Origin of the sequence: Clostridium sp. UBA5988, from assembly GCF_002435615.1 — a bacterium.
Lineage (GTDB): Bacteria > Bacillota > Clostridia > Clostridiales > Clostridiaceae > Clostridium_J > Clostridium_J sulfidigenes.
In genome coordinates, this window is sequence record NZ_DJBA01000050.1 from 1 (window position 1) to 25,900 (window position 25,900).

General features: G+C 30.0%; 28 protein-coding genes. 4 read left to right on the forward strand and 24 right to left on the reverse strand.

Features of this window, described 5'->3' with window-relative positions; genetic code table 11:
• Positions 1–23: 23 nt before the first annotated feature.
• The 5 genes from B3J31_RS11580 to B3J31_RS11600 all read right to left on the reverse strand — a co-directional run bounded on the left by B3J31_RS11580 (position 24) and on the right by B3J31_RS11600 (position 2,637).
• On the reverse strand, positions 24–311 hold the full coding sequence (locus B3J31_RS11580; RefSeq protein ID WP_346873996.1) for a hypothetical protein: 288 nt from the start codon (positions 309–311) through the stop codon (positions 24–26).
• A gap of 5 nt (positions 312–316) precedes the next feature.
• Positions 317–781, reverse strand: a complete 465-nt coding sequence (locus tag B3J31_RS11585) for a pyridoxamine 5'-phosphate oxidase family protein (RefSeq protein WP_346873997.1) — start codon at positions 779–781, stop codon at positions 317–319.
• Positions 782–1,332: 551 nt separating this feature from the next.
• Positions 1,333–1,743, reverse strand: coding sequence for a hypothetical protein (locus tag B3J31_RS11590; protein ID WP_150843972.1), 411 nt, complete (start codon positions 1,741–1,743; stop codon positions 1,333–1,335).
• 130 nt (positions 1,744–1,873) lie between these two features.
• Positions 1,874–1,996, reverse strand: a complete 123-nt coding sequence (locus B3J31_RS11595) for a hypothetical protein (RefSeq protein WP_346873998.1) — start codon at positions 1,994–1,996, stop codon at positions 1,874–1,876.
• A gap of 11 nt (positions 1,997–2,007) precedes the next feature.
• Positions 2,008–2,637, reverse strand: coding sequence for a site-2 protease family protein (locus B3J31_RS11600; RefSeq protein WP_150843973.1), 630 nt, complete (start codon positions 2,635–2,637; stop codon positions 2,008–2,010).
• A gap of 202 nt (positions 2,638–2,839) precedes the next feature.
• Here B3J31_RS11600 and B3J31_RS11605 point away from each other — a divergent pair, with 202 nt between their 5' ends.
• A complete protein-coding gene (locus tag B3J31_RS11605) occupies positions 2,840–3,223 on the forward strand; it encodes a hypothetical protein (protein WP_346867394.1) in 384 nt (127 codons plus the stop codon).
• A 140-nt stretch (positions 3,224–3,363) separates the two neighbouring features.
• Positions 3,364–3,900, forward strand: a complete 537-nt coding sequence (locus B3J31_RS11610; RefSeq protein ID WP_346867395.1) for a nitroreductase family protein — start codon at positions 3,364–3,366, stop codon at positions 3,898–3,900.
• Positions 3,901–3,965: 65 nt separating this feature from the next.
• On the opposite strand, the gene B3J31_RS11615 is transcribed toward B3J31_RS11610, so the two are convergent.
• The 4 genes from B3J31_RS11615 to B3J31_RS11630 all read right to left on the reverse strand — a co-directional run bounded on the left by B3J31_RS11615 (position 3,966) and on the right by B3J31_RS11630 (position 9,835).
• On the reverse strand, positions 3,966–5,387 hold the full coding sequence (locus B3J31_RS11615; RefSeq protein ID WP_346867396.1) for a hypothetical protein: 1,422 nt from the start codon (positions 5,385–5,387) through the stop codon (positions 3,966–3,968).
• A gap of 261 nt (positions 5,388–5,648) precedes the next feature.
• Positions 5,649–6,449 (reverse strand): pyrroline-5-carboxylate reductase, encoded by an 801-nt coding sequence (gene proC / locus B3J31_RS11620; protein ID WP_167402996.1) that lies wholly within the window; start codon positions 6,447–6,449, stop codon positions 5,649–5,651.
• 98 nt (positions 6,450–6,547) lie between these two features.
• Positions 6,548–8,920, reverse strand: a complete 2,373-nt coding sequence (hypD, locus tag B3J31_RS11625; protein ID WP_346866882.1) for a trans-4-hydroxy-L-proline dehydratase — start codon at positions 8,918–8,920, stop codon at positions 6,548–6,550.
• 3 nt (positions 8,921–8,923) lie between these two features.
• Positions 8,924–9,835 (reverse strand): trans-4-hydroxy-L-proline dehydratase activase, encoded by a 912-nt coding sequence (locus tag B3J31_RS11630; protein ID WP_349675901.1) that lies wholly within the window; start codon positions 9,833–9,835, stop codon positions 8,924–8,926.
• Between the two features lie 367 nt (positions 9,836–10,202).
• Here B3J31_RS11630 and B3J31_RS11635 point away from each other — a divergent pair, with 367 nt between their 5' ends.
• Positions 10,203–10,613 carry a hypothetical protein gene (locus B3J31_RS11635; RefSeq protein WP_346866884.1) on the forward strand — a complete coding sequence of 137 codons (411 nt, stop codon included), beginning with the start codon at positions 10,203–10,205 and terminating at the stop codon, positions 10,611–10,613.
• A gap of 68 nt (positions 10,614–10,681) precedes the next feature.
• Here B3J31_RS11635 and B3J31_RS11640 read toward each other — a convergent pair whose 3' ends face one another.
• From B3J31_RS11640 to B3J31_RS11700, 13 genes are all read right to left on the reverse strand, one after another.
• Positions 10,682–11,035, reverse strand: a complete 354-nt coding sequence (locus B3J31_RS11640; RefSeq protein WP_346866885.1) for a hypothetical protein — start codon at positions 11,033–11,035, stop codon at positions 10,682–10,684.
• A complete protein-coding gene (locus tag B3J31_RS11645) occupies positions 11,035–11,403 on the reverse strand; it encodes a PqqD family protein (RefSeq protein ID WP_346866886.1) in 369 nt (122 codons plus the stop codon). Before B3J31_RS11645 ends, B3J31_RS11640 begins: the two co-directional genes overlap by 1 nt.
• A 96-nt stretch (positions 11,404–11,499) precedes the next feature.
• Positions 11,500–13,407, reverse strand: a complete 1,908-nt coding sequence (locus tag B3J31_RS11650; protein ID WP_346866887.1) for an OPT family oligopeptide transporter — start codon at positions 13,405–13,407, stop codon at positions 11,500–11,502.
• A 315-nt stretch (positions 13,408–13,722) separates the two neighbouring features.
• The gene (locus B3J31_RS11655) at positions 13,723–15,228 is read right to left on the reverse strand and encodes a YfcC family protein (protein ID WP_150843982.1); all 1,506 of its coding nucleotides are present in this window, start codon (positions 15,226–15,228) and stop codon (positions 13,723–13,725) included.
• A gap of 761 nt (positions 15,229–15,989) precedes the next feature.
• Entirely contained in the window at positions 15,990–16,517 is a 528-nt protein-coding gene (locus B3J31_RS11660) for a DUF5662 family protein (protein WP_150843983.1), read from the reverse strand.
• Positions 16,518–16,589: 72 nt separating this feature from the next.
• On the reverse strand, positions 16,590–17,273 hold the full coding sequence (locus B3J31_RS11665; RefSeq protein WP_150843984.1) for an ATP-binding cassette domain-containing protein: 684 nt from the start codon (positions 17,271–17,273) through the stop codon (positions 16,590–16,592).
• A gap of 13 nt (positions 17,274–17,286) precedes the next feature.
• Entirely contained in the window at positions 17,287–17,928 is a 642-nt protein-coding gene (locus B3J31_RS11670) for an ABC transporter permease subunit (protein WP_150843985.1), read from the reverse strand.
• A 12-nt stretch (positions 17,929–17,940) separates the two neighbouring features.
• Positions 17,941–18,738 carry an amino acid ABC transporter substrate-binding protein gene (locus B3J31_RS11675; RefSeq protein ID WP_346866888.1) on the reverse strand — a complete coding sequence of 266 codons (798 nt, stop codon included), beginning with the start codon at positions 18,736–18,738 and terminating at the stop codon, positions 17,941–17,943.
• Between the two features lie 147 nt (positions 18,739–18,885).
• Positions 18,886–19,482, reverse strand: a complete 597-nt coding sequence (locus B3J31_RS11680; protein WP_346867495.1) for an FMN-dependent NADH-azoreductase — start codon at positions 19,480–19,482, stop codon at positions 18,886–18,888.
• A 71-nt stretch (positions 19,483–19,553) separates the two neighbouring features.
• A complete protein-coding gene (locus tag B3J31_RS11685) occupies positions 19,554–20,279 on the reverse strand; it encodes a pirin family protein (RefSeq protein ID WP_346867496.1) in 726 nt (241 codons plus the stop codon).
• A 50-nt stretch (positions 20,280–20,329) separates the two neighbouring features.
• Positions 20,330–20,773, reverse strand: coding sequence for a MarR family winged helix-turn-helix transcriptional regulator (locus B3J31_RS11690; protein ID WP_346867497.1), 444 nt, complete (start codon positions 20,771–20,773; stop codon positions 20,330–20,332).
• Between the two features lie 103 nt (positions 20,774–20,876).
• Positions 20,877–21,557, reverse strand: coding sequence for a DNA alkylation repair protein (locus B3J31_RS11695; protein ID WP_346867498.1), 681 nt, complete (start codon positions 21,555–21,557; stop codon positions 20,877–20,879).
• A gap of 187 nt (positions 21,558–21,744) precedes the next feature.
• Entirely contained in the window at positions 21,745–23,472 is a 1,728-nt protein-coding gene (locus B3J31_RS11700) for an oleate hydratase (protein ID WP_346867499.1), read from the reverse strand.
• Positions 23,473–23,745: 273 nt separating this feature from the next.
• Between B3J31_RS11700 and B3J31_RS11705 the strand changes: the two genes are divergently transcribed.
• Positions 23,746–24,945 (forward strand): DUF2812 domain-containing protein, encoded by a 1,200-nt coding sequence (locus B3J31_RS11705; RefSeq protein WP_346867500.1) that lies wholly within the window; start codon positions 23,746–23,748, stop codon positions 24,943–24,945.
• A gap of 120 nt (positions 24,946–25,065) precedes the next feature.
• On the opposite strand, the gene B3J31_RS11710 is transcribed toward B3J31_RS11705, so the two are convergent.
• Positions 25,066–25,554 (reverse strand): hypothetical protein, encoded by a 489-nt coding sequence (locus tag B3J31_RS11710; protein WP_346867501.1) that lies wholly within the window; start codon positions 25,552–25,554, stop codon positions 25,066–25,068.
• A 28-nt stretch (positions 25,555–25,582) separates the two neighbouring features.
• Entirely contained in the window at positions 25,583–25,708 is a 126-nt protein-coding gene (locus B3J31_RS11715; protein ID WP_346867502.1) for a hypothetical protein, read from the reverse strand.
• Positions 25,709–25,900: the final 192 nt, after the last annotated feature.

Sequence of the window (25,900 nt, forward strand, 5' to 3'; positions counted from 1 at the left end):
TAAATTCGGTGAATAATTCAGGTTTATTTATCTTGTTTAACTATATTGGGCATATCCACCTTTGTGTTATCTATAATTAAATCTACAAAAGAACAAGGCATATCAATATTTTCATATAATTTATATGCTGGAATATACCTATCATTATATTTGTTTAATAACATTTTCAAGTTAACATTCTTAAATATATCTCTTTCAGAAGCACGTCTTAATTGTTTATCAATTCCAACTATTAAGCATATATCTTTTATCATTAATTTCTGAGTGATTAATTTTTCTACTATATACTCAGTTAATTCACTACACTTCAACCTTATTATCCTCTTGATTTCCCAGTAATATGTTCTATTTCAATTTCTATTATTTTTGCACTATCGTGTGCTCTTTCAATATATCTTTTACCTTCTTCTATGAAGCTTTGAGAATATTTTTCAATAAATTTAAATAAAATATCTCTCTTTAAAACTCCAGTTAGTTCCTTTGCTTCTCCAAAAGCTATGATGCTTTTGTAATTTGTACTAAACTTTCCTGGTAATACCTCAGTATCTGTAACAACACAAAAGGATACTTTGTGATTTTTTTCAATATTATCAAGCTTATGCCCTTCTTTAGCACAGTGAAAATATATTGAGTTATCTTGGTAAACATAGCTTAATGGTACAGTATAAGGATATCCATTTTCACCAACTGTTGCTAAAACTCCATATTCTCCATTAGTTAAAATTTTTTCTATGTCCTCACCAAGAACTTCTCTATCCTTTTTTCTCATTTCTTTAAACATATACACAACTCCTTTAAATCTTATTTATAAAATCACCTAATTTAACCATCAAAATTCTCGAAATCCCCATGGCGACAACAACTATTTAAATAGTTAACATTTTAAAATTTTATCTATATAACTTTTTAAAATTTTAAATAGGAAACTATGTGGATAGTTTCCTATGCATATATTCGATATAATTTTACCTTTTCCTTCAATAAATATAAGTCTGAAAATAGATTTACATCCTCACACTAGAATTAAAAACATATAATTTACAATAAAAATCACTATAGCCTTACTTGACCATAGTGATTTAATTTTTTCATACATACAACTGTCTAAATTCAAATTCTATATTTACTTACATCTTTTTAACTCTTAATTAAACTAAGTATCTAAACCTATATTAAAATTTAGTAAAAATCCCTCGTCTCAAAGCTAGCAATCCTATACTTATTAGAAACCAAACTACAATAGCTATAATCACTATCATCGTTCTCTTCATACTCTTTTCATTCTTCATAATATCCCCCATTACTAAGTTTTCATTTCACTTTGAAATTAGATTAATAAAACCTCCACTTTAATAATTCTCCACTTGAATAATTACTATATACAGCATTACTTCTAACCAAATAAACATTCATAGGAAACCCTGTTCCAAAATCTTCTAAACCTATCTTGTAATAACTGTAATAATATCTACCTACGAATCCTTGTAATGGATATCCATCTATAAACACTTGTGCCCCACAATCACATGTATGTCTAGTGAAATTACTATATGATTCTCCATCTATTTTAGTTTTTGCAAACTGCTTACTCGATGATATATGCTGAACCCCATTAATTGGGCAATGTAGTATTACCATAGGTGTTGCATCCGTTGCATCACCTAAATCTTGAGCAAATACAGTAGCATTACTTACTAACAATGTAAAAATAACTAGAAGTAATGAAAATAGTTTTTTCCTCATAAAATTCCCTCCTAAATTTTTAAATAGTATTAATTATTGTTAATATATATATTCTATATTTTTTTTAATATTCCTTTTATTTCTTAATATATTAAATATTAACTATTTATCAAGAGTAAATTTATCAAAACTATTTACTGGAATCTAGCTTTCTACTGAGATTTAATTTTCCTGCCATCATCTTTGCAATGGTTGATACATTAAGTACCGTTATTGGAACATTGGTCCATAATGCAGGCTCAGTTTTAGTCATTTAAAATTTAATTATATAACTAGATTCACAATGCCCCAAATAATACTGTCTAATCCTTTTCTTGCCAAGTCTAACGGGATATCTAAAAAATTAAACATTAGTAATGCAAATATAATTAATTGACCATATCTTTCATACTTCATAAACTTAAAGTATTTCTCCTCTGGTAATAAGGCTCCAATAATTTTGGCACCATCTAGTGGTGGGAATGGTATCAAATTAAACACGCCTAATCCTATATTGATTATATAAGTATAGTTAAGAAGCTTGAATATGAACAAAATCACATCTCCACCATAACCTCCTGTGATTTTTAGAATTATTTCCATGACAAAAGCACATATAAGAGCTATTAAAAAGTTCATCATAGGACCTGCTAATCCTACCAGTGCCATGCCCTTTCTTTTATCCTTATAATAATATGGGTTTACTTGTACAGGTTTCGCCCATCCGAATCGAAAGAATAAAAGGCATAGTGTTCCTACTGGATCCAAATGTGCTAATGGATTTAGCGAAAGACGTCCTGTTACCTTTGGTGTTGGGTCTCCTAGCTTATATGACACATAACCATGGGCAAATTCATGAAGAGATACTGCAATAAGAATAGCCGGTATAAGATAAATTAGTTCTTTTATATTCATAATTACTTTGCTCCTTTTGAATTCCTATTTTACTACATATTGCTTCTTTATATAGTATATTATTATTTATTTGTTACGTTTTCAATAAGTAATTTATTATGTTCACATATTTGTATTATTTTACCACTATTGTCCTTTTCTATTTTTTACTATATAATATATAATATGGTTATAGGATTATAAAATAATAAAGGAGATTTTTATGGATATAATAACAATTTTAGTTCTTATTATTAGTGGAATACTAATTTTAGTTTTAAAACTTGATTTGAATTATATACTTACCTTACCTGGTTTCTACTATATATATATAAGTATATGCGCTTTTTTAAATAAACCTAATTGGAATCTAAAACGCTCCATAAAGTATACTGAAAGAAAATATGTAATAGATAATAGAAAAAAATACCTTAGGTTAGAAGGATTATTTCATTTGATAACAGGTTCACTATTAGTTTTTTATCCCTATTCATCAAAATATTTTACTGAAGGAACTTACTTTATATTTGTAGTAGTTATTTTATCAATATTACTGTTAATTTATTACATTTATTTACGTATAATTTTAAAAAGAAGAAATTCTTAGTTGCATGGCCTTTCTATCCTATACTATAATAGGTAATGAAATTAGGTTTTTCTTAGATTTGGTAATTTAAAAAAGATTGATTATTTTATCTAAATTTTATGAAACTAAATATAAACAGAAAGATTAAAGGGTGTTTGATTATGGAATTTCAAAAGTGTATAGAAACAAGAAGAAGTATTCGTAACTTTAACTCAAAAGAAGTAAGTAATGATATTATAGAGGAGATAGTAAACGCTGCTGCTTATGCTCCGTCTTGGAAAAATTCTCAAGTAACTCGTTACTATGCAATTAAAGACGCTAAAGTAAAAGATGCAATAATAGAAGCAATGCCTGACTTTAATAAACCTTCATGTAAAAGTGCTCCTGTTATTATAGTATCTAGTGTAGTTAAATTTAGATCTGGTTATACTCGTGATGGTGGCTTTGACTCTGCTAAGGGTGATGGTTGGCAAATGTATGATTGCGGATTATCTAACATGATTTTCTTATTAAAAGCTAAAGAACTAGGTCTAGGTACAGTTATTCTAGGTATCTTTGATGAAGCAAAGGTAACTGAAATTGTTGGAATCCCTGATACAGAGGAAATTGTTTCAGTTATTCCTATTGGGTATTTTGATGAAGAAGTAGCAATGCCAAAACGTAAGTTTGCAGATACTATTTTAAAAGTAATAGAGTAATTATAAGAAGGCTAACTCAAAATTTCTGAGTTAGCCTTTTATTTAAAATTATAAAATAGTTAGTTTTAACTTGGATCAGGTATTCTACATAATCTTATTGGTCTGCTAGAACCATTATCTCCACAACATACTTCCGTTACTCTTATTCTTACATCTTCTGTAACTCCCCTAATTTCTATTTCATAGGTATCTGGAATGTTACGGAAAATAACTTCCTTACATGAACATGGTCCTACTGTTATACAAATAGTGCAAACCCTACTTCTATCATTACATATATTTTTTCTGCGTATTTCTAATTCTACTGGGGTCCTAGAATTATTTCTTATATTAATAAATAAATTAGCTATTCTACATTCTCTTCTTACTCTACCAGTAGTTAAAGCAAACTTTCTTTTACAGTTCATACAAGCTATTATACAGTCTAGTTTACATTGAATTTCTCTATTTCTAGCTTCTAATCTACATATGGTCTCCTTAACATTTCTTTCTATAGCTCTAACTTCTCTTTTTATCTCTGCTAATCCATAACGTGGATTTGTAATAATATTATAAACATCTTCAATGTCTGGTTTTTTATGATGACCCCTATCCAAAACATTCAATTCACGTTCATCGTTTTCTCCTTTATTCATGGATTCTTTTTGTTCCTCCACTGGTAAATCACCTTGACTATCAGACATTATATCAGAAGAATTTGTTACCTCATTTGCTTCAATGTTTTCTATGCTATCATTTTCTATTATATATTCCATACTATCACTTTCTCCTCTCATATATGTGAAGTATGACAGTGCTGATTTAATAACTAGAGGAAGAGTTTTATCATAATGACCTACATCTATATATAAACTATTTCCCTCAATCTTAAATTCACTAGCTACTTCTATATTTATTTCACTATAACTTTGATAAGCATTAGATTTTAGAACTGATAACTTACATTCTTTTATATTAACTTCTGCATTTTTATCTCTATCTAACTTAATGTTATCTATGCCTTCAAAAGTCATATTAATAATTTCTGGATTTGTTCCTTGCTGAAGTATAAATTTATAATCTAGCTCCCCATTATTAAAATCAAAACATAAATCTATACCGTGATAAATTCCTTTATACCTTATTTGTGAATAAGTAGGTACATCTATAACTTCTTCATCAGGTACATCAAAATCAAAATAATTTTTCTTTTCATCACCTTCACCTTCTCCTATGATTTCAACATCTGGTAATGAATTCTTAAGTAATATCTTAAAAAAATTAATAGTTTCGGTATTCTTAGTTTCCTTTAATTGTTCTTCATCGTAATTAAGTGTTGTTACACTATTAGTCTCTTTGAGCCCCATAATTATCTCATTTTTAAGAAACATTATAATATATCCATCATTAGTAACTGTATATTTTACATCTTTGTGATTCTGTCCATTATTAAATTCAAAGGGATAAATATTATTTGAATTTACTTTCTCATCCATATCATTTAACATTCTAAAACTCCTTTTTAATTCATTTAAAAGTTTATCATTATTAATGTATTCCAAAGTAAAATTATATGTGAAGCTAAATTCATAATTATAATAAATTTTTATTCAAAAAGAACTATAGGAAGGACATATATCCTTCCTATAGTTCTTTTTCATTGTTTGTGTGTTGTAATTTAAGGTTAACTGTCTACTGTAACATATTAAAGAGTGATAATAACTTAACATGTTGGAGATATCAATAGACAGGAGATAACTTTAATAAATCTACATTTTTCCGGCCTTTTCTACACATGCCTTCATAGCTTCAATGACACTGCTACGTAAACCTCTTTCTTCTAAAACTCTTACTGCTTCTATAGTTGTACCTCCTGGAGAACATACCATATCCTTTAATTCTCCTGGATGTTTACCTGTTTCCATTACCATTTTAGCACTGCCATAAACTGCTTGAGCTGCAAATTTGTAAGCTTTGTCTCTTGGCATTCCTTGCATTACTGCTGCATCCGCCATTGCTTCTATAAACATAAATACATAAGCTGGTGAACTTCCACTGACAGCCATCACAGCATCCATCATTCTTTCCTCTACAACTTCTGCCTTCCCAAATCCACTTAAAATATTACATATATAATTTAATTCTTCTTCACTGACTAAAGCATTTTTACACACTCCAGTGATTCCTTCGCCTACAAGAGCTGGTGTATTTGGCATAGTTCTAACTATCTTCACAGCTCTTCCAAATTGGCCTTGTAATTTTTCAAGACTTTGACCTGGTGCTATAGTTACTATAATAGTTTCATCCTTAATCACAGATGAAATTTCTTTAATTACATTATCATAATATTGAGGCTTTATAGATAAAACTACCACATGACTATTCATTGCTACTTCTTTATTATCAGCAGTAATATTTATTCCTAGCTCCTTATTTGTGTTAGCTAATCCTTCAGCATATGAATCAGAAGCTATAATTTCCTCTGCACTAAGAATCTTAGATGAAATAATTCCTCCTATCATAGCTTTTGCCATATTTCCACAACCAATAAATCCTAACTTCATTGCCATTTAAAAGACCCCTTTATATTTATATTTTTTATAATATGCTCCGCCTCGCATTCACTCGGTGGAGTAACTTCCGCTAACTAAATCAAAGATTTAGAGCGTCAGTTAAATCGCTGTTCTGTTCTGTTTATTATTTCATCCTGAAGTTCTTTGCTTAGATTTCTGAAGTGGTCACTGTAACCTGCAACTCTTACTATTAAATCCTTGTAATCTTCAGGATGTTTTTGAGCTTCTATTAAAGTTTCTCTATCAATTACATTGAATTGAATATGATGTCCATCCATATTGAAGTAAGCTCTTACTAAGTTAGCCATGTGGTCTAGTCCTTCTTCTCCTGCTACTACACTTGGGGTAAACTTTTGATTTAGAAGAGTTCCTCCAGTTCTTAGATGATCCATCTTAGAGGCTGATTTTATAACTGCCGTTGGTCCATTTGTATCTGCTCCCTTTTCAGGTGATATCCCTTCTGATACTGGTTTATGAGCAAGACGACCATTTGGACTAGCTATCATTACTTCTCCAAAGTAAACATGGCAAGTAGTGGGTAGCATATTGATTCTATAACACCCGCCTTTAACATTTGGTCTACCAGTTATTATTTTATTATACGCATCAAATACTGATGTCATGATTTCATCAGCATAATCAAGGTCATTACCGTATTTGGGAGTTTTATTTCTAACTAGATTTGCAATTATCTCATTGCCTTTAAAGTTATTTTCTATGGCTTCTATCAATTTTTCCATGGTAAATTTCTTTTTATCATAGATATTATATTTTATAGCAGCTAGAGAATCAGTAATAGTTCCTATACCAACCCCTTGTATATAGTTAGTATTGTAACGAGCTCCCCCTGCATTATAGTCTTTCCCTTTCTTTATACAATCATTAGTTATAATTGAAAGAAAAGGTGCAGGCATATAATCTGCATATATTTTTTCAATTATATTACTTCCTTCTATTTTTATATCTGCAAAATACTCTATTTGTTTTTTATAAGCACTAAATAACTCTTCATAATTTTTAAAGTCCTTAGCATATCCTAATTCTAATCCTAGTTGCTTACCACTTACTTTATCATATCCATTAAATAATGTTAATTCTAATATCTTCGGTAGGTTAAAGTATCCTGTTAAAATATAGGCTTCATTTCCAAATGCTCCAGTTTCAACACATCCACTAGTACCACCTCTTCTTGCATCCTCTATGGACTTACCTGCATTAAGAAGTTCTTGTACAATGGCCTCTGTATTATAAAAGGCAGGCTGACCCCATCCCTCTCTAGAGATTTCACAAGCTCTTTTAAGAAATCTCTTAGGGGTTTTCTTACTGATTTGTACATTTGAGCTTGGCTGAAGCAGCTGTATTTCATCCATGCAATCTAGGATTAAATAACTTATATCATTTACTCCATCTTGCCCTTCAGGTGTAATTCCACCAGTGTTAATGTTAGCAAAGTCAGTGTAGGTACCACTTTCCTTTAAGGTTACTCCTACCTTTGGAGGTGATGGTTGATTATTAAACTTAATCCATAGACATTCCAAAAGTTCCTTAGCCTTATCTTCATCTAAAATACCTTCCTCTGCATCTCTTTCATAGAAAGGATTTAAGTGTTGGTCAAGTCTCCCTGGACTATATGCATCCCAAGGGTTTAATTCTGTAGTTACTCCTAAATGAACAAACCAATACATCTGTATTGCTTGCCAGTAAGTCCTTGGAGCATGGGCTGGTACTACTTCACAGTTCTCTGCAATTTGAAGCAGCTCCTTTTTTCTTCTAGCATCTGTTTCTTTGCTAGCTAGATCTCTAGCATATTTAGCATATCTGTCTCCTAGAGTCATAATAGCATCACAGCTAATACTCATAGCATTTAGTTGCTCTCTTTTAGAAAATGCTTCTTTGTCATTTAAAAAATCCAATTTACATATAGCTTCCTTAATTTCATTTTTATAATCTAAGAATCCTTTTTTGTATATATTTTCAGAGCCTACTGTATGCCCTGGACCTCTTTGCTCCATGAACTCAGTAAAAATTCCACTTTCATAACATGACTTCCACTTATCACTCATGGCATTTATAATTTTATTTCTAATAGATCTTTTTTCCCAGTAAGGAATAATTTCTTCCTCCTGAGTTATTAAATCCTCTTCATTTACTTTAAAGCAAATTAATTCTCTATCATTCATTATGTGCATATCTTCAAGGGTATGACAACATAGTTCTGGAAATGTTGGAGCTGCCTGTGGTCCATCTCCTTTTTCTCCAACTATAAGTTCCCCTTCATTAATACATAAAGTTTTGTTCTCCATAAAATACTTAAATGCTAAAGCTCTCATTTCTGGAATTGATACAGAACCTTCATACTTCTTATAGGCCTCAGTCATTAGCTTAGCTCTCTCTATGTATATATAAGGAACAGTATTTACACTTTGAGTCCTTAATTTTTTTATTCTTTCATTCATGCCTCTTTCCATGAATTAACCTCCTATTTTTATATTTATAAATCCAGCCTTTTCAAATTTCCCCTTTACAGTCTCCATTCTTTCCTTACTAGGTGCTTCAAAGTTAACTCCTTCATAGACCTTTTGAAGTCTTTCATATTTGCTCTTACCTGTATTATGATAAGGAAGCAAATTTATCTTATGTACATTTATATTATTCTTTAAAAATTTTATTAATTCTTCTATAGATTCATCATCTGCATTAATCCCCTCCACCAAGGGTATCCTTATATTGATATTTGCTCCAGCTTCACTTAACCTTTTTAAGTTTTCAAAAATAACCTTATTAGATTTTCCTATATATTTTATATGCTTTTCATTATCCATAAGTTTTATATCATATAAAAAAGTGTCTACATACTTAAGTATTCTATTATAATTTTCGTAGGGAGCTTGACCACAAGTATCAATGGCAATGTTATATCCCTTTTTCTTCAACTTTTTTAATAATTCTTCTATATAGTCCATGTTTTGAGTCATAACCTCTCCGCCAGATAATGTAATCCCTCCACTTGATTCCTCATAAAACATTCTATCTTTTTCTGCTTCCTTAACAAGCTGTGCTACTGTATATTCTTTCCCCACAATTTCACGAGCATTATTTACACAATAGTCAATACATTCCTTACAAAGATCACACTTGATTTTATCTGTAACAACGCATTTTTCTTCCTTTGAAATTGCCCTTTGAGGACAAATATCTATACATGCCATACACCCTGTACATTTTTCTTCATTGTACATAAGTTCTTCACTATAATTTTGACTTTCTGGATTATGACACCATAGACAAGTTAGTGGACATCCCTTGAAAAAAATGGTGGTACGAATTCCATTCCCATCATGGATAGAATACTTTTGAATATTAATAATTTTAGGTAAATTCAACATATCACCTCAACTCACATTGATAAACAAAATGTATATTCTTAAAAGAAATTCATATTCATGAATTTATTTAAATATATTTTCACTTTAATTATAAAATTTATTATATCTAATGTCAAATAATATATTCTCATAAATATATTATAAGTCTATAAAACTTCATAGGATTTCTTTATTTTTACTATATTTTTAATTTAATGGAATAACTTTAATAAATTACAGCGGCAAATATTATAACACATAATTCTTCACATAACTGTGTAAAAGTTTGCATTTGTATATAATTCTATATATAATGATACTTATAACTTATTATTTGTTTGAATACTAATTATTATATACATATAGTGATTTTGGAGGAATTTTAATGTCAAAGGAAAAAAAGATTGAAAAAGCAAATGCAAAAGCAAGAAAAAGATTAGAAAATGCCATGAATAATATTTATGTAAAGTTCACTTTATTTAAGGAAGTTCATGAAACTGCATATAAATTAAATCCTGAATATAAGTACTTCTGGGATAAACATCCTGCCGAAACTAAGCAAGATATACTAAAAAATCAAAAACCTATGGATATGAATCTAAGCAAAGGCAGAATTCCAGAAATGCAGTTCGGCTTTGGAACCTTAGGCTTTGGCTATGGAATAAAGAGATTATTCTCTAGTGAAAGGTTATCTTCAGAAGAAAAAATAGAAATTTCTGTTACTTGTGAAAAGTTTACTAAAACTGTAAGAGCAGTAAATGAAACTCTTTGGAGAAAACCATCAAAAACTTTATAATTAGTTATATAAAAAGTGTGCAAAATCCTATGATTGTGCACACTTTTATTATATTTAATTTATTTTTATTATCTTAATTTATATACTCTTTTATTACTCTCAATATCTTCCATAATAAGATTTTTATTCATCATAAATTCTATTAAAGTTCTTGTAAATTCTTTCTTGTCAGTGACTACAGCTTTTTTTCTGCTATAAAATTGGGACGCTGTAACTCCTAAAACTTCTTGCTCTATTTCCAATTTTGTAATGTACTTTTGTGTTTTTAACTTCTTAATTACTTTTTGCGCACCTTTACTATATAAGATTTGTAAAAGATCCTTCTTTTGTGCACCTGATTTTTTTAGTCCCCATGCATATATAATAGCAGTAGCTACTGCAAATAATAAAATACCTATAATTGTTTGAATTCTTATTGGCATTATTTATTCTCCTTCCCTAGGTAAAGAATAAATTTATTCTCGTGAAGAATTTGAAAAAATTTTACTAAACGGTTTAGTAAAGGCTCTGCTTCTTTACCAAAGTGTTTCTTTACCTCTTCCGAAATACCAAAAATAGTATTCATTCCATCGATATAATTCCATATAAAAGTTCCATAGGCATCTAGCTCTATATGGCTAACTTTAGGTTTGTGGAAGAGTTTTTGAGCAATTCTATTATGAAGTCCTTTATTAGGTATATCTACTACTACTAGTTTTTTTTCATTTACAGACCAAGTATACTCTTCATTTTTCTTTGGAATGTAATCTAAATAATTTTCCTTCTGTGCACTTCTTTCTTTATTTAACATGACTATTCACTTCCTATTAAATAATATCCGGCCTAGGTTTTACCTAGGTCGGATAACTTATTTTTTATTTCAATAGATTATTGCAAGGTATAATTTCTATTTTCTAATCTTCTTTTTAGATGTACTGAATTTGAATATTGTGAATATTAAGAACAAGAAGAAGATTAACCCACCAATATTACCTAAACTTATAGTTTCTGAAATATTAATTACATCACCAAGAGTAGATGCTCCAATTGGAATAATTGCAAATACTGCAAGTAAAATACCAATTAATCCTTCACCCGCAATTAAACCTGAGGTATATAAAATACCATTTTCAACAACTTGACCTCTTTCTTCTTCTGAAATATTTTTCTTCTTATCAAAGTATAATCTTACTAATCCACCAGCCATGATTGGTGTACTTAAGTGAATTGGTAAATAAAGTCCTACTGCAAATGGTAATACAGGAATTCCTAGTATCTCAATTACAATTGCAATACCTGCACCTGCAAATACTAGTGCCCAAGGAAGATTTCCTTCCATTACACCTTCTACTACCATCTTCATTAATGTTGCCTGTGGCGCTGGTAATTCTGTAGAACCATAACCCCATGCCTTATTTAATAGGTATAATACTCCACCAATAGCTATGGCAGATACTAGCACTCCAATTAACTCACCAATTTGTTGTTTCTTAGGTGTTGAACCAATGATATAACCAGTTTTTAAGTCCTGTGATGTATCACCAGCAATAGCTGCTATAATGCATATAATTGAACCAATTGCGATTGCAGCAGTCATACCCTCTTGTCCAATAGTTCCTGTAGCTTTTAAAATAATTGTTGCAAATAACAATGTTCCAATTGCCATTCCTGATACTGGGTTATTACTACTTCCTACTAATCCTACCATTCTAGAAGATACTGTAGCAAAGAAGAATCCAAATACTACAATTATAATTGCACCAACTAGATTTACAGGAATTACAGGTACTAGCCACATTAATATAACAATTATTAAGCAAGCTGCTAAAATACCTTTCATAGGTAAGTCTTGTTCCGTCCTAAGGTCACTAATAGTGTTACTTCTACCATAGCTCTTCATCGCTTGTCTAAAAGTTTTCACAATTAATGGTAGCGACTTCACTAAGCTTAAAATACCACCCATTGCAACAGCACCTGCACCGATGTAACGGATATATTTACTCCAAATTGTAAAGGAATCCATAGCGCTTATAGGATCTGCACCTGGGTATATAACTGCATCTCCACCAAATAAACTAATTAATGGCATTAATACAAACCATGCAACTATTCCACCAGATAACATGTATGCAGATATCTTAGGTCCACATATATAACCTACTCCTGCTAGTGCTGGAAGTACGTCTATACCTACTCCAGATCCCTTATAGCCTGTAAGTTCATAATGTACTTCACTTGGAAATAACTTTAATCCATCAGCAATAAATTTGTATAATGCAGCTATTCCAAGACCTGCAAATACTGTAGAAGATTTTGCTCCTCCCTGTTCACCAGCAAGTAGAACTTCTGCACAAGCAGTTCCTTCTGGATATGGAAGCACTCCATGTTCTTCAACAATAAGAGCTTTACGAAGTGGTACCATAAATAAAATACCAAGTACACCACCGCAAAGTGCAATAATTCCAATTTCCAGTAAAGATGGTGCTTCTGTTCCCCATTCTGATGCCCACATAAATAATGCTGGTAATGTGAAAATAGCTCCAGCTGCAAGTGATTCACCAGCAGAACCAATTGTCTGAACTATGTTGTTTTCAAGAATGGAGTCTTTTCTTAGAATAACACGTATAACTCCCATTGAGATAACAGCTGCTGGAATTGAAGCTGATACTGTCATACCAACTCTAAGACCTAAGTAAGCATTGGCTCCACCAAAAAGTACTGCCAGTAAAATTCCTAAAATAATAGATGTTAATGTAAATTCGGGTACGACTTTTTCAGCAGAAATGAACGGTTTAAAACTGTCTTCTTTTTTCATCAAATTCCCTCCCTATATATTCATCTTATTACATATTGTAGCACCCCTTGTTTTGTTTTACAATATGCTATATTACATTATATTATTTTTTATGAAACTTATAACTAATATACTATTTATAGTTAATATTTTTTATAAATTATTATTTATGTTAAATATTTAACTATAACAACTTTTACTTCTTGTATTGCTAAATCAAAAGAAATAAATATCATATATATAAAAAAATACCCCCTAGGATAGACTATAATTAGCCTATCCTGTGAGGTATATTTCAATAATTTTAAAATTCTTATAAACTTTTACTATTTCATATTAAAAGTTAACTTGTATTAATAGCATTATTGCACTAAATGCTGCTATATATCCCATTAGAGGCATGATAAATTTTAACCACTTGTCATAAGTTACATCAACCATCTCTAATGTTGCAAGGATCAATCCTGTTGGTGTAATAAAGGAAATTAATCCTAATCCGTATACATAGGCTGAAATTATAACATCTCTTGAAAGTCCAACTGAATCTGCAAGAGGAGCCATAATTGGAATGGATAGAACAGCCAGTCCTGATGAAGAAGGAATAAAGAATCCAAGTACTATAAATATTAAAAGCATTAGTACTATAAATATATTTCCATTCATACCTGCTATAGCACTAGAGAAGAAGTTAAGTATTGTATCAGAAATCATACCATTTTCTAATACAAGGTTAATACTTCTAGCAACCCCGATAACTAATGCAACACTCATTAAATCAGCAGCTCCAGTTACGAATTGGTTTACAAACTCTTTCTCCCCTAATTTTGATAGGAATCCAATAATTATACCAGTTACTAAGAATAGAGCTGTCATTTCTGCGAACCACCAATCCAAAGAAGAAACTCCATAAATCATAACTACAAAGGTTAAAAGGAATATTAACAATATAATTTTGAATCTTAAAGTTAATTCTGGTGCTTCTCCTTGACTAGCAAATTTAGCTTCAATTTTTTCTTTGTCTGCAAATGTTAATGATTTACTTGGATCTGCTTTAACTTTCTTAGCATATCTTAAGATATATATTATAGTAATTAAAGTACCAAGAACAAATGCAATAATTCTGAAGTTAAGTCCATTTGTAAAGCTTATTCCTGCAGCATTAGAACCTATAACTACTGAGAATGGGTTTACTGTTGAGAACATACTTCCTATAGAAGAACCCATGTATATTGCTGCAATACATACCATAACATCATAGTTTGCAGCTAAGAATACGGGAACCATTATTGGATACAGAGCTATTGTTTCCTCTGCCAGTCCAAAAGTAGTACCTCCAAGAGAAATCAAGAAAGTAATAAATACTATCAATATGTATTCTTTTCCTTTAGTTAATCTTGAAAGACTTGCAATCCCTGCATTAAATGCACCAATGTTATTTAATACTCCAATAACTCCACCTATAATAAATACAAATAAAATTATATCTATAGTATCATATACTCCGTTAATAGGTGATAGAATTATATCAATTATACCTTGTGGACTTTGTTCAACTTTTTCATAAGTACCTGGTATAGCTACTGGTTTATTAATACTACCATCTTCAAATTTAGAAATGTCACCAGTAACCTTAAGTTCATCTAAAGTTTCTTGAGTCCCAGGCATTTCCTTTATATCTCCGTTGGGAGCAGTAATCTCAAACATAGTGCTATCTTCATTATAAGATAACTTTGAATATGAACCAGCTGGTATAACATAAGTTAGTGCTGCTGCTAAAAGCAATACTATAATTAATACTGTGAAAGCAGTTGGAAATGATAATTTCCTTTTATTCTTTGCCATGTAAATCCCTCCAATAATTTAGTATTAGTGCTTGCCACATATAGTAGCTTAAATTATTTATATCTACTTTAAGCACATAGTTACTATTTTATTCATAAGCCAATAAAGATTTTCTATTAGTAACACACTTTTAAATATACATATTCTTATGAAACAATGAGAAACATTCATATATTTTTGTATAATTATCCTATGAATTAAGAATTTTTATGCTTTAATTTAAGATTCTAGTCTTCATCATTCTTTAAACGTTTTCAGATTTGTGAAAAAATTTTTATCCATTTCACGCCATAAATTCTTTAATTTCCAGTATTTCCATCTTTGCATCTTCTTTATTTATTTCATAATAATTTTATATTGTATATTATACTCATAACTTTCTTTATACATATAAATACTAACTTGTCCTATGTACTATAAGATTTTAGATATAAATCCAACAAATTTTGACTTTGTACATCAACATTTATCGATATTCTATAATTATATTACTATAAAATCATAAAAAAATAAAGTTTTGCATTCACTCTTTTTCCCCTTTTTTCCCCTTTTTTCTTATTCATTCTCTGTATTACACCTGTATATTCAAATTCCTGTTCATCTTATGTTCATTTTTATAAGTTTTAGTTAAAGCAGGTCACATGACTGGTAGCAGTGATGGTCGGATAGAAATAATATATCCTAAGGGTACAAAATTTAAATACTAAAAAATCAAAGCCATCTGAAAGGAGAAATTTCTCATTTTAGATGGCTTTATTACGTTATTTTAAAATCTGTTTTTTTATATAATCTAGAGTTATCTGTTCACCTTCACTTGCTAACTTATTAAGCAAAAGTTCTAACAGCTCCCTAGTCTCTTCATGGATAATTTGATAGTTCTTACCTCTTTCATAATATATTAAGGCAGAATCATCTCTATATTTCTCCTTTTCATAATTCATAGAGGCACACATTCTATCAATGAACATTTCAATTACATAATTCTTTGGCATTTTCATACCAACTAATCCATCTTGAATCTTCATACCATAATCAATCCAATATTCTAGGTGATGCTTATTTCTTCCCTTATGATGAAGCCAAGCCTTAGAGTATCCTTCTATATTCTTTTGTATTCCATTAGGACTTATATTACCTCTATAGTACTTTATTCCTGCTGAAAACTCTACCCAAGAATACTTAGAAAGATCATGTAAAAATCCTTGTTTATATAAACCTACCTTAAAGCAGTATTTCATAACTAATAACTTATGCTTTGTAATAGTCTTAAAGTGATTAATTGCGTTCATTATGCCTTCATCCCCTAAAAATTATGTTTTATCTAGTCCTATATTAACATAATTTCCTTCTTTAATAAAACATTAAATATACATATGTTCATTTTTTAATACTCCGTTATCCATGGATAAAATTCTATCCGCTACTATAGTTGCAAAAGTCATATCATGAGTAATAATTAAAACTGCCATGGCCTTTTCAATACTTAATTTTTTTATAAGATTCGCTACTTCTTCAGTGATGCTTGGATCTAGGGCAGAGGTTGGTTCATCAAAACATATAAGTTTTGGATTCATTGCAAGTGCCCTTCCTATGGCAACTCGCTGTTTTTGTCCCCCTGAAAGTTGAAATGGATAGCTATTTTCTTTATTTGCAAGTCCTAAAAAACCTAATATTTCTTTAGCTTCATTTTTAGCTTCTTCAATAGCAACTCCCAATACCACCCTTGGAGCTTCTGTAATATTTTCCAAAACATTCATATGTGGGAATAAATTAAAATTTTGAAATACTAGCCCCACATCCATGGGTATTTCCAACTTTTCCTTTCTTTGAGCCCCTTCTCCATCTTTGTATAAATACTTGTTGTTTATTATTATAGAACCCTTATCAGGTTTAGTTAATCCACTTATACACCTAAGAAGGGTGGTTTTTCCACCACCAGAAGGTCCTACTATTACAGTGATTTCCCCTTCTTTTATTTCAAGGTTTACGCCTTTTAAAACTTTACTATCACCAAAACTTTTTTCTAATCCAATTACTTTAAGCACAATATACCCTCCTCTATTGATAGTAGCTATACCTCTTTTCTAATTTTTTAAAGATTTCACCAAATAATGCAATTAAAAGTAAATATATCATTCCTACTATTAAAAGGGGCATAAGAGAAGCTTCTGTATTAGATGCTATTTTACCAACTTTTAGTAGTTCGTCTAATCCAACTACATACACTAAGGCAGTATCCTTTACAAGTGTAATAGTCTCATTTGCCAGAGCAGGAAGTATTCTCTTAATAGCTTGTGGAAGAATTATTTTAAAAAATATGTATTTTTGAGAAAAGCCAAGAACTTTAGCTCCTTCGTATTGTCCTTCCTCTATAGAAATTATTCCAGCCCTAAATATTTCTGCAAAATATGCTGCATAATTAAGAGTAAATGCTAATATAGCAGCGGGAAATCTGTTAAAGGTTATCCCTATAATAGGTAAACCAAAAAATATAAATACAACTTGTAGGAGTAGAGGGGTTCCTCTCATAATTAAAATGTACCCCCTTGTTATTTTGTTCAATATTTTGTTTTTAGATAATCGTCCCTGGGCAACTAGTATTCCAAGAGGTATTGAAATTACAAGTGTTAATATAAATACCTCAATGGTTACTTTTAATCCTTGGAATACTTGTGGTAATAGGGTAATTAAATTATTCATATAAATACACTCCTATTTAATTATATCTTGTCCAAACCATTTTTCGGAAACCTTCTTAGCTGTGCCATCTTTTTTTATATCCTCAAAGGCTTGATTAAGCTTCTCAAGCAATTCTTCATCACCTTTTCTTATACCAACACCATAAGATTCATCTCCAAAATCATCATTTAATATTTTATATTTACCTTCACCTTTTTTGTTTATATAATATCTTGCTAAAATCTCGTCAGCTACAACAGCATCTATTCTTTTTGCTTCTAAATCCATTAATGCTTCATTATTTGTTTCAAAGGTATAAACCTTACCATCCTTAAAGGTTTTTAAAAGTTCCTCTTCCTTGTTTATTGCATCTACTGCACTAGACTGATTTTGTGCTCCAACATTCATACCTTTTAAATCAACTTTACTGTTTATTTTTGAATTCGCTAAAGTTATTATAACTTGTCTATTTTCCAGATATGGATTTGTAAAATTCACCTTTTCTTTTCTTTCTTTGGTTATACTATAACCATTCCATATAAGATCTATTTTTCCTGAGTTAAGTTCTGATTCTTTCATAGACCAATCAATAGGCTGAAATGTTACTTGTTTACCTATTCTTTTTGATACTTCCTTTGCAAGATCAATATCAAAACCTACTATTTCTCCATTATTATCTTTAAATCCCATAGGGACAAAAGTATCATCAAAACCAATTATAAGTGTTTCCTTATCCATTGCATCCTGTGACTTATTGTTACATCCTGCTATTGATAATGCCATTACTGCAATAATTCCATAGATTATTACACTTCTTAATATTTTACTCATTTGCTTATCCCCCCACTTAATTATAATCTACCACTTTATTACTTTACCATGGTAGAGTAATAAAGTAAATACATTTCTTTTTTTATTAATATTTAATCCATATAAAAAAGCCATAAAACTAATTATGGCTTTTTAACACATATAATTTTAAAACAACTTGGCAGTATCCTTAGCTACTTTTATTCCTTGTTCAACTTTCCCTTCAACATCTGCTCCAACAACATCTAAACTTTCTACAGCAATAGTCTTCATATCTTGAATTCCAAAGAATCCTAGGATTGTTCTTAAATATCTATCCCCCATTTCATATGGTGCGTCTCCATATTCTCCTCCTCTAGATACAATGTGTACAGCTTTTTTATCCTTTAAAAGTCCAACTGGCCCTTCTGCTGTGTACTTAAATGTTATTCCTGTAACACTTACATAATCTATATAAGCTTTTAAAATTGCAGGAATACTTAAATTCCACATTGGTGCTGCAATTACATATTTATCTGCTTCTGCAAATTGATATGCATATTTTAGAATTGGGTTCTTCTTACTTTCTTCATTTTTAGCCCCAAATATTTCTCCTAAATCCTCTGGTCTTAGAAAATCTATATTTTCTTTATATAGATCTAAAGTAATTATTTCATCATTAGGATTACTACTTTTATACTCCTCTATAAAACTATCTGATACCTTAAAAGTTCTTGATTCTCCTTCCTTCTTAATATTTGCTTTAATGTATAATACTTTACTCATATCTATCTCTCCTTCTTTTATCTTTTGTGTAGCATTACGCAACACATAATTTTATTTACTATTTTTAAATTTTATATTTTAGTTATCATATATATTGCTTCTGTTTTATTCATTTCTATTATTATTAAATGTGAGTTTTCATTAGCTTTAATTTCAATGTTTTCTTCAACTATTTCTAATGCATCTTGTTCATTTAAATGCACATTATTAATTTCTGAGTTACCTTCAATTTGTACTAAGTATGCCTGTCTTCCTTTATTTACATTAAAGTATATCTCTTTATCCCTTTCTAAATAAGTTGTATACACATTTATATCTTGATGAACATTTATAGGTACATCCTTTAAAGTGCCAGATACCATGTGGAGCCAATTGTTGGTTCTATCTCTCCAATTAAATCTATAATCTCCGTAATTAGGTTTATATCCTTTCTTATCAGGCATAATCCATATTTGAAGAATCCTTAAATCCTCATTGCTATGATTAAATTCACTGTGGTATACTCCTGTGCCAGCACTCATATATTGCATTTGACCTCTCTCTAAGCTTCCAATATTACCCATACTATCTATATGAGTTAATTCTCCTCTTACAATGTAAGTTATAATCTCCATATCATTATGAGGATGAGTGTCAAATCCTGAATTAGCCTTCATAACCTCATCATTTAGTACCCTAAGCACACCAAAATTAATATTTGTTGGTTTAAAATACTCTGCAAAAGAAAAATGAAAATTTCCTTTTAACCATCCGTAGTTACTTTTCCCCATGTTATTACTATCTATTCTCTTTAACATAACAACCTCCATTTTATCACTAATTAGTGATATATTTTTATAAAAATTCATTACAAGTTTTTAAATTTCTTTAATATACTTTTTAACATAATTTTTTCTTCATCCGTTAAAACACTAAAAATTCTACTAATATTTTTAATATGCTTTGGAAAAATGTCTTCAATAATTTTTCTTCCCCTATCTGTTATAGAGATTATAGCAACTCTTTTATCTTCTGGATCTATAATCTTTTTTACTAATCCTTCCTTCTCTAAATTTTTTATAACCACAGTTATATTACCAGAAGTAGTTAATATTTTTTCTATTAACTCATATATTTTTAAGTCTCCCTTATTATATAAGGCCTCTAAAACTCCAAACTGAGCAACAGTAAGTCCAGTTTCCTTTATAGTTTGAAACTCCCTTTTATGAATTTCATGCTCTGCTCTAGTAAATACGACTAAAGTTGATAGGTCTAAGTTATTTTCTTTAATTAATTTCTTTATATCTTTCATAATCTAAATTTATCACTAATTAGTGATAATGTCAACAAACAAAAATAAGATTTAAAAATTTATATTTTAAGGATAATAACCTTATTAATAATAGTAATATATATTAACTCGTCATCAATCTTCTTCTAGTTTCTTCATCAACCTTCTCTAAAGCGTACCTAAAAGCTACTCGTGGCATAATATTTTTATTCTTTAATAGATACTCATATACCTTATCCTGTTCAACCTGTGACAGCACTTTTAGCATCCAGCCATACCCTTTCAATACGAGATGATGTTCATCTTTCATAAGCATATCTGAAATTATGTAAGGATTGATTCCATGATACTTATCTTTTTTAATAGAATAAATTAAGATAACAGCAGCTGCACGTCTCAAAAAAAAGCTTGGATGATTTGTCCAAATTATCACATATTTAAATAGTTCATTATTTTGACTTAATAATTCTCCAAAGGCATGGGTGCAAAAATCATCACAATCTCCCCAGCCTATAGCATACTTCTTTAACCAACTTTCAAATACAAAAAATGTGTCATTATTATACTGATTCCTAACTCTATAAGCCCAATCGTATGCAATAACCCCTAATTCCCATTTATGTTCATCAAGTAATTGTTCACATATATTAAAAATATTATCAATACTTTTATCTTCTATAGTTTTATATAGCTTTGATGAAAACGCTCTAACTTTACTGGTAGTTAGACCATTTTCTTTTGATAACCCTTTAAAATAATGCTTTGCTATTAAGATAATATCATTCACTCGTATCACTACTTTCATATAAAATAAATTCTCTCGTCCCAGTCTCATTCCTTTATTTTATTGTATAGGATATTAATACCATATTCAAATATAAATATATTAACATAAAAAAACTAGTAGCTTCAGCACAAATGAAGCTACTAGTTTTTTTAACTTAGTGGAAGTTTTTATCCATAATACCATTAATGGACTATGGATAATCTGTTTATCTATAAGAAGTTTTTAAAGCTTCTTTTAGTATCCTAGGATTCTTTTTATATGGAGTTACAGGACAGATTTTCTTATTCTTCACTTTGAATAAAGTATATACTGCAATTCTTGCTGCACGTACTGAATATTCTTCAGTAAATACCATGTCCTCTGGTATTTCAACGAATTGACTAATCATAGCAAAGTTAGTTGATCCTTCTGGTACAACCTTTGGTCGATCAGACATCTTACGAGGTTGGAATTGAGAATCTATATAAGGCATCATGCATGGAATAACATTCACCACATCTTCCATAATTTCATCTATCTGATCTTCTAAATGTAAATGATGTAAAAGTTCTATTAACATTTCTTCACCAGTACAGTCTCGCATTGGTTTCTTTACATAATCTCCAACTTTATCTGTATATAACCCATAGCCCCAGAAAATAGTTGTATCCATTGTTTGAGATTTAAAGTGTGGTTGAGCTGCAACTACAATACTCATTAACCAATTAGAATCTTTAAAAGTCATCAAAGCACCACTACCTGGAATATTAGTAGAAATCTGCTCTATTAATTTTAATAGTTTATTTCCTTTACAAGTTACAGTGAAGCTTTCCCAGTTAGTTTCATCTGGATGATTAAAGAAAGGATCCGGATTACCAAGTCCTGGTTTTTTATTAGCAACTTTTCTCCAAAGCTCACCTGAGATTGGAGCACTAGGGTCAAAAGCTGCCGGTGTATGAAGATCACCTAAAGTTGCGCTATCAGTCATACAACCATTAGTCATGATACAAACATCACCTTCATTTAGTTCAATAACTCTTTCTCCATTTCCATCTTCTACATGAATAGCTGTTACTGTAATCTCATTACCTGGTTTAAAATCTAAATCTGTTACCGTTGCATTTATACTAAAATCAACTCCATTTTCATCTAGATATGCCTTTATCGGTAAAATAACAGATTCATATTGGTTATAAGGTGTACGTGTAACCCCTTCTAGTGTTTCTATACGAGAGAATTCAAAAATCATACGATTCATATAACGCTTTAATTCAAACAGACTAGACCACTTTTGGAAAGCAAAGGTAGTTTGCCACATATACCAGAAGTTAGTCTCAAAGAAATGAGGGGTATGACTAAACCATTGCTCTATAGTCATATCATCTAAACTTTCTTCTGGAGTAATCATTAATTTACCAAGAGCCATACGATCTTCATTGTTGAATCCCATGCTTTTTACATCTTGAATTACACCATACTTATCTACTAAACGAGCTTGAGCATGAGTTGGATGTAAATGGTCAAAGTTAAGTATTTCTTCTGTAACACTTTTACCTACCATATCTAAAGATGGAATACTTGAAAATAGTTCCCAAAAATTTTCATAAGTTTCTTCATTTAGCATTCTCCCGCCACGACATAGGAACCCATTTTGTACATCTCCAGCGCCATCATTGCTACCACCAAGAATTTGCATTCCCTCTATAATATGAATGTTTTCGCCTTTAAAGTTACAGTCTCTTACAAGATAAGCTGCTCCTGCTAAAGAAGCCAAACCTCCTCCAACAAAGTAAACTTGTTTCCCTGAATGATCTATATATTCAATTTCCGTCTCTTGACTTTGTGATTTGTTCTTAAGTTTTTTAGCTCCTAAAGTAGCTATTGTCGCTGCCCCTGCTATAGCTCCTATAGCCACTAAAGGATTTATGCTACTTTTATTTGATTTTTTACTCATAATAATTACCTCAACTTTCTAGTTAAATTAATTAATGAAGATTGCTTATTTATTATTATAGTTTAATACAATTAAAATGTAATTATACAGATTTACTTATTTGTCTAAAAAAGTATTAAGAAATTTGAAATAATAAATGTACATTTCATAAACTCTTAATTTTTAAGAACAATAATAGACTTTCATTAACTTTAGGTTAACTTCTATGAAATTTACTGGTATAATTTATTTAATATGTAATATCTTATTGATACTTATTAGGAGGATTTAGTTTTGAGTAAATCTGTTTATAAATTTAAACCAGGCTCTCCTTGGAAAATTGGTGTTACCGAAAGCTGGCTTAATTCCATGGCTAAAAGAGGACTTTTCATAGAAAAAATGGGGAAATATTTCGGTAAATTTAATAAAGATGAACCTAGGGATATGTACTATAGAATAGAAATGTCTGAGGAAAAGGATGAATTGAACGAAGAACAAATTAGAATGTATAAAGCTCGTGGATGGGGATATGTTACAAACTATAACAATTTTCATATTTTCTCATCGCCCTATGAATTCAATACCACAGAGGTTCATATTATCCCCGAAGAATATGCACAGTTATTAAAACCCTTTTATAAAAAAGCTTTAACACAACTTCTTATTTCTTTTGCGATTTTATTTGCATTTTATGCAGTTATCCCTATGTTTATTGCTAAAAGATACGTTAGTGTTTTAGTAAATATGAGTTATCTAGAACTTTTCTCCCCATTAATAATTATTTCAACCTTTATTAATGGATTGTTTGAGATTATATATATAGGCAAACTTAGAAAGTGCCTTTTACAAGGAACCTCCGTGGATCATAATGCACCTTGGAAGTTTAATTATATAGTATCTATTTTTATTAGTTCTTGTCTAATTCTACTTTCAACAACTTTAGTAACTTTAACCTTCACATCATTGTTTACAGGTTATGATGATGAAAAAACTATTCCTGATGATACCACTTCCATGGCAATTATAAGACTAAAGGAAATAGAAAACTCAGAAACCTTAGAAGAAACTCCAATTTCCACTTCTGAGGAAGTTAATTATGAGCGTCGCTACAATTTGAAAAAAACCTTTTTTGCTCCATTAAAGTATACTAGTTTTGAATTGGGGTCTATAATGACTAATCCCACTACAACCTATTTAAAATCTCATGATGCTATACTAAATAATAAAGTATATCAAGTAAGATTTAAATCCATGTCTCAAAAACTACTCTTAGAATTATGGAAGGATGGTGAGGACTCAAAAGCAGATGATACTACGCCTCCTATTTTACATGATGATGAGCTAGATCTTTTAATTGTTCAAGAAACAAGTGATGGATACGAAATCTATGCTTGTAAAGGAAAAGGTGTTATGCGTGTGATATATACCGGTGAAGAAGATGTAAATAAGATAATACCATTGATAAAACAAAAGATTTCTTTAATATCAAAGTAGAATTATATAATAAATTTTCTATGTTAGAATAACTGTAATAATATAAATAAGGACTATATGGAAAATAACTAAGATTTCTAACTTAATTATTTTCATATGGCCCTTATAAACGATTTAATATTAATCATTATCTACTTTTCTTATCTTAACCTGTTCATCCTCTTCAGTTTTAATTGAAATTTCAATCTTTCCCTTTGCTTTATTTCCTACAAATTTAAATCTATATTTCCCCTCTGTTAATTTTATTGTTCTTTCTCCGTTTTCAGTTCCTACTAGTATATCCTCCACCAGTTTTTCTGGACTAACTAAAACTCCTTTAAAATCACCACTTTCAACCTTTGAATCATATTTAATGGTAATTTCACCTTGTCCCTCTGATTCTATATTCCAAATTGTATCTGCTCCTGAAAACTTCCCATATTTAACGGTAATTTCATTTTTAGAACCCGATTCATTCCTACCTACATAGCTATAGCTATCTCCATCTTTTGCAATTTTTTCATTATTATCATAAATATCTGCTTTCCCAGTATCCAATGTACAACCACTAAAAGTGCATAATAATATCATTAAACATATTCCTAAAAGAATTTTAATTTTAAATTTCAATTGTACTCCTCCTTTATATAGTTATCACTTACACCATAAGTGTTTTTAAAACTCTCCATATACTCTTCATCATAATCCTAAATGCTTCCGAGTCTATAGCAATATTGGTTAAAATACTTGCTTCCTCTACTTTAGCTCTACGAATACTAATCACTCACATTCCTCTAGACTAATGCCTTACATTTGAGAGTATATTAAAATTATAGAATATTTTGTATGATAAATCTACAACTGCATAACAATTAATCTCTCAGGTTAGCATAATACTAATTATAAATTAGTATTAAAGTTCATTGTTAAATAACAGAAGTTTAGCACGTGAAGTTTTTTTAGGCGATAGCCAGTT

What these genes read in the sequence shown, in the direction of transcription:
- B3J31_RS11590 (WP_150843972.1), bottom strand. Translation starts at nt 1,743, where the DNA reads ATGAGGAAAAAACTATTTTCATTACTTCTAGTTATTTTTACATTGTTA.
- B3J31_RS11650 (WP_346866887.1), bottom strand. Translation starts at nt 13,407, where the DNA reads ATGAAAAAAGAAGACAGTTTTAAACCGTTCATTTCTGCTGAAAAAGTC.
- B3J31_RS11670 (WP_150843985.1), bottom strand. Translation starts at nt 17,928, where the DNA reads ATGAATAATTTAATTACCCTATTACCACAAGTATTCCAAGGATTAAAA.
- B3J31_RS11660 (WP_150843983.1), bottom strand. Translation starts at nt 16,517, where the DNA reads ATGAACGCAATTAATCACTTTAAGACTATTACAAAGCATAAGTTATTA.
- B3J31_RS11605 (WP_346867394.1), top strand. Translation starts at nt 2,840, where the DNA reads ATGGATATAATAACAATTTTAGTTCTTATTATTAGTGGAATACTAATT.
- B3J31_RS11610 (WP_346867395.1), top strand. Translation starts at nt 3,364, where the DNA reads ATGGAATTTCAAAAGTGTATAGAAACAAGAAGAAGTATTCGTAACTTT.
- B3J31_RS11600 (WP_150843973.1), bottom strand. Translation starts at nt 2,637, where the DNA reads ATGAATATAAAAGAACTAATTTATCTTATACCGGCTATTCTTATTGCA.
- proC (WP_167402996.1), bottom strand. Translation starts at nt 6,449, where the DNA reads ATGGCAATGAAGTTAGGATTTATTGGTTGTGGAAATATGGCAAAAGCT.
- B3J31_RS11655 (WP_150843982.1), bottom strand. Translation starts at nt 15,228, where the DNA reads ATGGCAAAGAATAAAAGGAAATTATCATTTCCAACTGCTTTCACAGTA.
- B3J31_RS11690 (WP_346867497.1), bottom strand. Translation starts at nt 20,773, where the DNA reads ATGAAAGATATAAAGAAATTAATTAAAGAAAATAACTTAGACCTATCA.
- B3J31_RS11615 (WP_346867396.1), bottom strand. Translation starts at nt 5,387, where the DNA reads ATGTTAAATGATATGGATGAGAAAGTAAATTCAAATAATATTTATCCC.
- B3J31_RS11640 (WP_346866885.1), bottom strand. Translation starts at nt 11,035, where the DNA reads ATGCCAATAAGAATTCAAACAATTATAGGTATTTTATTATTTGCAGTA.
- B3J31_RS11595 (WP_346873998.1), bottom strand. Translation starts at nt 1,996, where the DNA reads ATGACTAAAACTGAGCCTGCATTATGGACCAATGTTCCAATAACGGTA.
- hypD (WP_346866882.1), bottom strand. Translation starts at nt 8,920, where the DNA reads ATGGAAAGAGGCATGAATGAAAGAATAAAAAAATTAAGGACTCAAAGT.
- B3J31_RS11685 (WP_346867496.1), bottom strand. Translation starts at nt 20,279, where the DNA reads ATGTTAAAGAGAATAGATAGTAATAACATGGGGAAAAGTAACTACGGA.
- B3J31_RS11700 (WP_346867499.1), bottom strand. Translation starts at nt 23,472, where the DNA reads ATGAGTAAAAAATCAAATAAAAGTAGCATAAATCCTTTAGTGGCTATA.
- B3J31_RS11635 (WP_346866884.1), top strand. Translation starts at nt 10,203, where the DNA reads ATGTCAAAGGAAAAAAAGATTGAAAAAGCAAATGCAAAAGCAAGAAAA.
- B3J31_RS11695 (WP_346867498.1), bottom strand. Translation starts at nt 21,557, where the DNA reads ATGAAAGTAGTGATACGAGTGAATGATATTATCTTAATAGCAAAGCAT.
- B3J31_RS11675 (WP_346866888.1), bottom strand. Translation starts at nt 18,738, where the DNA reads ATGAGTAAAATATTAAGAAGTGTAATAATCTATGGAATTATTGCAGTA.
- B3J31_RS11585 (WP_346873997.1), bottom strand. Translation starts at nt 781, where the DNA reads ATGTTTAAAGAAATGAGAAAAAAGGATAGAGAAGTTCTTGGTGAGGAC.
- B3J31_RS11680 (WP_346867495.1), bottom strand. Translation starts at nt 19,482, where the DNA reads ATGAGTAAAGTATTATACATTAAAGCAAATATTAAGAAGGAAGGAGAA.
- B3J31_RS11645 (WP_346866886.1), bottom strand. Translation starts at nt 11,403, where the DNA reads ATGTTAAATAAAGAAAGAAGTGCACAGAAGGAAAATTATTTAGATTAC.